The following is a 6,161-nucleotide window of genomic DNA, read 5'->3' on the forward strand; positions in this document are numbered from 1 at the left end:
GGGTGGTTGAAGGAAGCGACGGGCGAGGTCTCGGACATGCCGAAGCCCTCCAGGAGCACGCAGTCGAAGGCATTCTCGAAGCCGTTCAGGACCTCGACGGGCAGCGAGGCGCCGCCGGAGATGCACATCCGCAGGGTCGAGACGTCGTACGCGCCGGGCTCCTGGGCGTGCGAGCCGAGCAGGGCCCCGTACATCGTCGGCACGCCCGCGAGCATGGTGACCCCGCGCTCCTGGATGGTCCGCAGCGCGAGCACGGGCTCGAAGCGGGGGAGCAGGGTGAGGCGGGAGCCGACGGTGACAGCGGTGTTCATCGCCACGACCAGGCCAAAGGTGTGGAACAGCGGCAGACAGCCCAGCATGTTGTCCGCGGGCTTGAGATCGAACAGCGATCGGGCGGCGATCTCGGAGTTGCGGACGAGATTGGTGTGGGTGAGTTCGGCGCCCTTGGGCGGGCCGGTGGTGCCGGAGGTGTAGAGGATGACGGCGGTGTGCGTCGCCCGCGCCCACCGAGGCGGTGACGGGCTCGGTGTGGCCGGCGAGCGGCCCGGTGAGCGAGCCGGCCCCGATCGGGACCACCAAGGCCTGCGAGTCCGCGACGGCGCGGCCCGCCTCCACCTCCTCGACGAGGGATTCGTGGGCGAACACCAGCGCCGCGCCCGAGTCCCTCAGGTAGTGGGCGATCTCGCGGGTCTTCAGGAGCGGGTTCATCGGAACGACGACCGCGCCGGCGCGCAGCGCGCCGTAGTAGAGGACCGGGAACTCCAGCAGGTTGGGCAGCATGAGGCCGACCCGGTCGCCGGGCACGACGCCGCGGGCGGTGAGCAGCGCGGCCGTCCGGCCCGCGAGTTCGTCAAGTGCCGCGTACGTCAGCGAGGTATCGCCGAGTTCGACGGCGATGCTCGGGCCGTGCTCCGTCGCGCTGCGTCCGAGGAGGTCGGAGAGGTTCATGAGGGCGTCCTTCTGAGGGGTGGTGCGGAGGGAAGGGAGGACCGTCGGTGCGTGCCAGCCGCGCAGCGCGGAGGCGAAGATGCCAGGCAGCTTCGCGAGGGATGGAGCCGCCGTGAAGCGGGTGACCCGCTTGAGGGTGGTGGCACCGGTGCGGTTGGTGACGAAGTACGGCGGACGCGGCGACAGCGACAGCGAACCGGTGAACAGGCCGCGGGGAGCAGGCGCGAAGGGCGCGCGCAGCACTGTCTTCTCGATGTCGTCGTCGGCCAGCATGAAGGCGTTGTGGACGAAGCCGATGCCGCTGCCGATGGACCGGCGGGTGTGACCGGGGTAGGCGCCCCACGGGGTGTAGCCGAGCAGGAACCCGATCGCGGACCAGCAGTTGACGCCGACCGTGCCGTACCGCAGGCCCGCGACGGCCGCGTCGACGGCGGTGCGGTGGTCCTTCTCGGTCCTCGGGTGCACAAGGAGTGTCGCACCGAGGGTGCCGGGGAGGCGGTCGTTGGCGAAGGCGACGGCTTCGCGCAGGAAGGCGTCCGGGGTGTCGCCGGGGAGTCGCACGACGCCCAGCGCGCTGCCGAACACCTCGTCGGTCAGCAGCATGTCCTCGCCCTCCACAGCGGCGGCAGGGACGTCGGGGACCAGGAGCCGGCAGTCGCCCTCCCCGTGGGCCTCGGCCTCCGGGTGCGCCGTCCGCACGGCCGCGAGCCGCCGGTCCGCGCCCGGGTAGTAGTCGCTGCGGGCGGGCAGTTCGCGCAGGACCCGCCGGATCTCGGCCAGCAGGCGTTCGGTGCCGTCCCAGTCGCGGGGGAGCACGAGGATCTGGCTGGCGACGCAGTTGTGGCCGGAGTTGTTCATCTTGCTGGTGACGATGTGCTCGGCCTGGAAACGGAAGTCCGCCGCGCACCACGGTCCGGGCGTGACGACGCAGGGGCTGACGCCGCCGAGCTCGCTGCTGAACGGCTTGGTGTTCAGCGGGGTGTCCGCGTGGCGGCGCTCCTCGGCCCGCTCGTCCGTGCCCCAGACGATGGCGTCGTGGGTGCGCTCGCTGCCGGTGACGTGGATGCTGTCCACGCCCTCGTGAGCAACGAGATGGGCGCCCTCCGCCGCGCCGCCGTCGACGAAGCGCACCCAGCCCCGCAGGGCGAACTCGCCGAAGACTCGCTCGAAATGGGGGCGGAGGTAGGCGTTGACCGGGTTCATCTTCGCGAGGACGACCTGGCCGTCCACGTACAGCTTGTGCAGGATGTCGAGGGCGGTGATCGCGGCGACGTTCCCGGCGCCCAGGACCAGGGCGACGCCGGGGTCGGCGGGTCGGTCCCGGTACGGGCCCGCCGCCCGGCTTCGTACCCCGTCCGCCGTCGTGCCGGGCCGGGTCCATACCTGGGCGGTGAACCCGTTGAGCAGCAGGCCGTCCCAGCCGGTTGCGGGGAAGACGTCGACGACCGCCCTGCCGTCCCGCTCCCGTGCGGCCCCGGCGGCGACCGGCTCCTCGCCGGCCGCGATCCGGCGCAGCACCCGCAGATAGGCGCTCGCGGTCTGGGCCAGCGCCCACGGCGCGCCCGCCCAGTCCTCCGCCGCCCAGGGGGAGTCGGGGCCGTAGCCCTTGGCGCGGGCGCAGGCCGCGACCATCTCCTCGGCCTCGTCGACTATCCGCGGCAGCAGCCGCTCCAGGAGCCCGACGCGTTCGGCGAGCGGCGTGGCCGTCCAGGTGCCGGCGCCCTCCCGTAGTTCGGCGACGGCGCGGTCCAGCGCCTCGATGTCGAGGATGAGTGAGGTCATGGTCGGGCTCCTTGGACGGCGGTCGGCGTGGATCGGTGGGGTACGGGGCGGGGTCAGGCGTCGCGGGCCGCGTCGCGCGCCGGGTCGATCAGGGCGAAGGCGGCGACGGCGCCGAGCAGGAGCAGGACGGCGGAGGCGACGACGGCGTTCTGGTAGCCGGCGGTGCCCTGGCTGTCGACCATGCGGCCCACGACGGTCGGGGCGATCAGGCCCGCGGTGGTCGCCACGGCGTTCACCCCGCGGAGGGGGCGGCCGCGCCGGAGCCGGGGGGCGAGTTCGGCGACGGTGGTGATCGCGACGGTCGCAAAGGAGCCGCCGAGGCCGCAGCCGGCGATGAGCAGCGCCGTCTTGGCCCCGGTACCGTCGGCCAGGGGGACGGCGAGGAAGCACAGCGCGCCGAGGAACAGCAGACCCGCGCCGACGCGGCCGCGTGCCCAGCGGCTGCCCACGCCGCGGCGCATCAGCCATCCGGTGAGCGCTGCCTGGCCGAGCAGTACCACGGCGCCGAGTGCCCAGGGCGCCGCCACCAGCGTGCCGGCGGTGGAGGAGGAGTGGCCGAGGCCGTTCTTCAGGTAGGACGGCAGCCATACCAGCATCAGGGCCACGCACCAGTAGCTGGTGAAGTACGCGACGGTGGTGCCGATCCAGGTACGGCTGCCGAAGACGCGCCGGTACGCGGGCCAGGCCCGGGACCCGACGGTCCCGGTGGACGCGGGGGCGGGAACGGTCCCGGCTTCACCCTCGCGGAACCGGCCGTCGGCGCCGACCACGAACCAGACCACGGACCACACCAGGCCCACGCCCGCCACCACCCAGAGGGCGGAGCGCCAGCCGTGGTTCTGGATGACCCAGGTCAGGCCCGGGGCGGCAGTGATCACGCCCAGCGTGACGCCGAGGGTGACCAGGGCGCCGGGCAGATTGCGCCGGTGGTTGGGGAACCAGGACAGCGCGGCCTGCTGGGCGACGGGGAACGCCGGTCCTTCGGCGGCGCCGAGCACGATTCGGGTACCGATCAGGACGGCGAGCCCGCCGCCGAGGGCGGCGGGCACCTGGGCCACGGACCAGAGCAGAGCCATGGCCAGCAGAAGCCACTTCAGGGACACCCGGTCGGCGAGCAGGCCCACCACGACGGCGGCCACCGAGAACAGCAGGAAGAACGCGCTGTTCGCCAGCCCGAAGTCGGTCGCGGACATACCTAGATCGGCCCGGATCTCGTCGGCAGCGAGTCCGAACACGGCCTTGTCGGCGAAGTTGATCATCATGAAGACCACGAGCATGCCGGTGACGATCCAGGCGCGGACGCCGGGGTCGTGAGCTGCCTGCGCGGCCCGTGCGAGCGGTGGTGCGGCCGAGGTGTCGGCGGCGGTCACGGGAACCTCCGGAGGAGAGGGACGGCGAAGTGGGCGGGAGGGAGCGGTCGGTTCCGCGCGCACCCGGCCGTGTGCCCAGAGTCTTTGGGCACACGGCCGGCGCCGGTGGGTCAGGAGAGCGGCACCCCGGCGATGGCGATGCGCTCCATGACACGGCGCTGCGGGTAGTAGTCGTTGATCGCGTAGTGCTGGACGGCGATGTTGTCCCAGATCGCGAGGGAGTCCGGCTCCCAGCGGAAGCGCACCTGGTACTCGGGGATGCGGGCCTGGAGCACGAGCGCGTCGAGCAGCTCGCGGTTCTCCTCGTCCGACAGGCCGACGATGCGCGTGGTGAAGGGCTCGTTGACGTAGAGCAGCTTGCGGCCGGTCCGCGGGTGGCGGACGACGACCGGGTGCTCGACGGGCGGCAGGGACTGCCGGAAGTGGGCGATCTGCTCCTCGGTCATGACGGCGCCCCAGCTGGGCACCCAGTCGTGGACGGCGGTGAGGCCCTCGATGCGGGCCTTCATCTCCTCGGAGAGGTTGTCGTACGCGGCGCCCATGTCCGCCCACATCGTGTCGCCGCCGGCGGGCGGCACCTCGACCGCGCGCAGGACGGAGCCCAGGGCGGGGGCGGCCATGAAGGAGTGGTCGCTGTGCCAGATGTTCTCCTGGCCGACGGCCATCGCGTCCTTGGCCAGCCGGGAGACGCCGGCGGTCTCGCTCTTCGGGAAGAAGGGGTTCGCCTCGGGAACGCCCCAGACGCCCGCGAGGGCGAGGTGGTGCTCGGGGGTGAAGTCGCGCTGGTCGCGGAAGAAGATCACCTTCCACTCCAGCAGGGCCTGGCGGAGTTCGGCGGCGAGGTCCTCGCCGATCCGCCCGGTGAGGTCCGCCCCGCCGACCTCGGCGCCGATGTGCGGGGTGAGCGGGGAGACGTCGAGGAGCCGGTACTCGGCCCGGGGGGTGTCCGGAGCCGTGCGCTCCAGGACGCGCCGCCCGTAGTGCAGCAGGGGCTTGTCCAGGACGGGCTGGGGGGTGGTGGCGGGCATGGCCATGGAGTACCTCCGCGGTGACGACGGTGACGACCGGGAATTCGTTACCGGGAGTATCGATATTTGAACGCGCCAAGGCAAGAGGTTCACGCCCATCGATTTCGGCGGCCCCCGGGGAAACTGTTTTCGGTCAGTCCCGCGCGGACACGGCGCGCGAGACGAGGTCGACCACCGTGTCCACCAGCGTGACATCGGGCGGTTCCATCTCTCCGACCAGCCGGAACACCAGCGGAGCGGCCACCATCGTGGCCACCGCGCGGACGTCGATGTCCGGCCGTACGTCGCCGCGGGCGATCCCCCGCTCCAGGATGCGCCGCGTCTCGCCCATGACACGGGCGGAGTACTCCCCGTACGCGCCGCGCACGGCGCCGGCCTTGGCCGCCGCCCCGAGGACCCCGGCCATCAGCCGGTCGACCCCCGGCGCGCGGTACGCCTCCAGGCGGGTTTCGAGTACGACCCGCAGTTCGGCGCGGAAGTCCCCGAGGTCGGGGACGGACAGCGGACCGACGCGGGACTCGGCGGCGGCGATCAGCAGGTCCTGCTTCGTGGGCCAGCGCCGGTAGATGGCCGGCTTGCTGACCTCCGCCCGCAGGGCCACCGCGTCCATGGTGACGGCGCCCAAGCCCTTCTCCGTCACCAACGCGACCACCGCGTCCAGTACCGCGCGATCGACCCGCTCCTCGCGGGGTCGCCCCGGCCGCCGACCCTCGTCCCGCATCCGCGTTCCAGCCATGCACCGAGCGTACGGGCCCGGCCTCCGCCCCGGCCGGGCAGGGTTCCGTCGGTACGGCCGACGGATATGCCGGGGCGGGCTCCTGCCTGCCGCGTCCCGTGGGGAGTGGCAATGCCGGAGGCGTTCCATGCGTTTGGTTCGCTGTCGGTACGGTCAGCCCGCGATGGCGATGGTGATCGGGCCCGAGACGCTGGTGACGCCTCCTGGAGTGGCGCACTGGAGGGGGTCGGGTGCCATGTAGACCACCACTTCCTGGAGGGCCTTTCCGGCGAAGCGACCGGAGGTGATGGTGCCGGT

The 6,161-nt window shown here is 72.5% G+C and carries 3 protein-coding genes and 2 pseudogenes; all 5 read right to left on the reverse strand.

What is annotated here, in order from left to right; all coding sequences use genetic code 11:
- Nucleotides 1-482 (reverse strand): annotated as a pseudogene (locus tag IE321_RS43290) (AMP-binding protein); the annotation flags it as partial.
- A gap of 115 nt (nt 483-597) precedes the next feature.
- Nucleotides 598-2,730 (reverse strand): annotated as a pseudogene (locus IE321_RS40235) (aldehyde dehydrogenase family protein); the annotation flags it as partial.
- A gap of 53 nt (nt 2,731-2,783) precedes the next feature.
- Nucleotides 2,784-4,100 carry an MFS transporter gene (locus tag IE321_RS40240; protein WP_229916812.1) on the reverse strand — a complete coding sequence of 439 codons (1,317 nt, stop codon included), beginning with the start codon at nt 4,098-4,100 and terminating at the stop codon, nt 2,784-2,786.
- A 110-nt stretch (nt 4,101-4,210) separates the two neighbouring features.
- Entirely contained in the window at nt 4,211-5,128 is a 918-nt protein-coding gene (locus IE321_RS40245; RefSeq protein ID WP_190226596.1) for a TauD/TfdA dioxygenase family protein, read from the reverse strand.
- A gap of 133 nt (nt 5,129-5,261) precedes the next feature.
- Nucleotides 5,262-5,864, reverse strand: a complete 603-nt coding sequence (locus IE321_RS40250; RefSeq protein WP_190226594.1) for a TetR/AcrR family transcriptional regulator — start codon at nt 5,862-5,864, stop codon at nt 5,262-5,264.
- Nucleotides 5,865-6,161: the final 297 nt, after the last annotated feature.

The sequence above is a fragment of the Streptomyces hydrogenans genome (assembly GCF_014656075.1).
Taxonomy (GTDB): domain Bacteria; phylum Actinomycetota; class Actinomycetes; order Streptomycetales; family Streptomycetaceae; genus Streptomyces; species Streptomyces hydrogenans.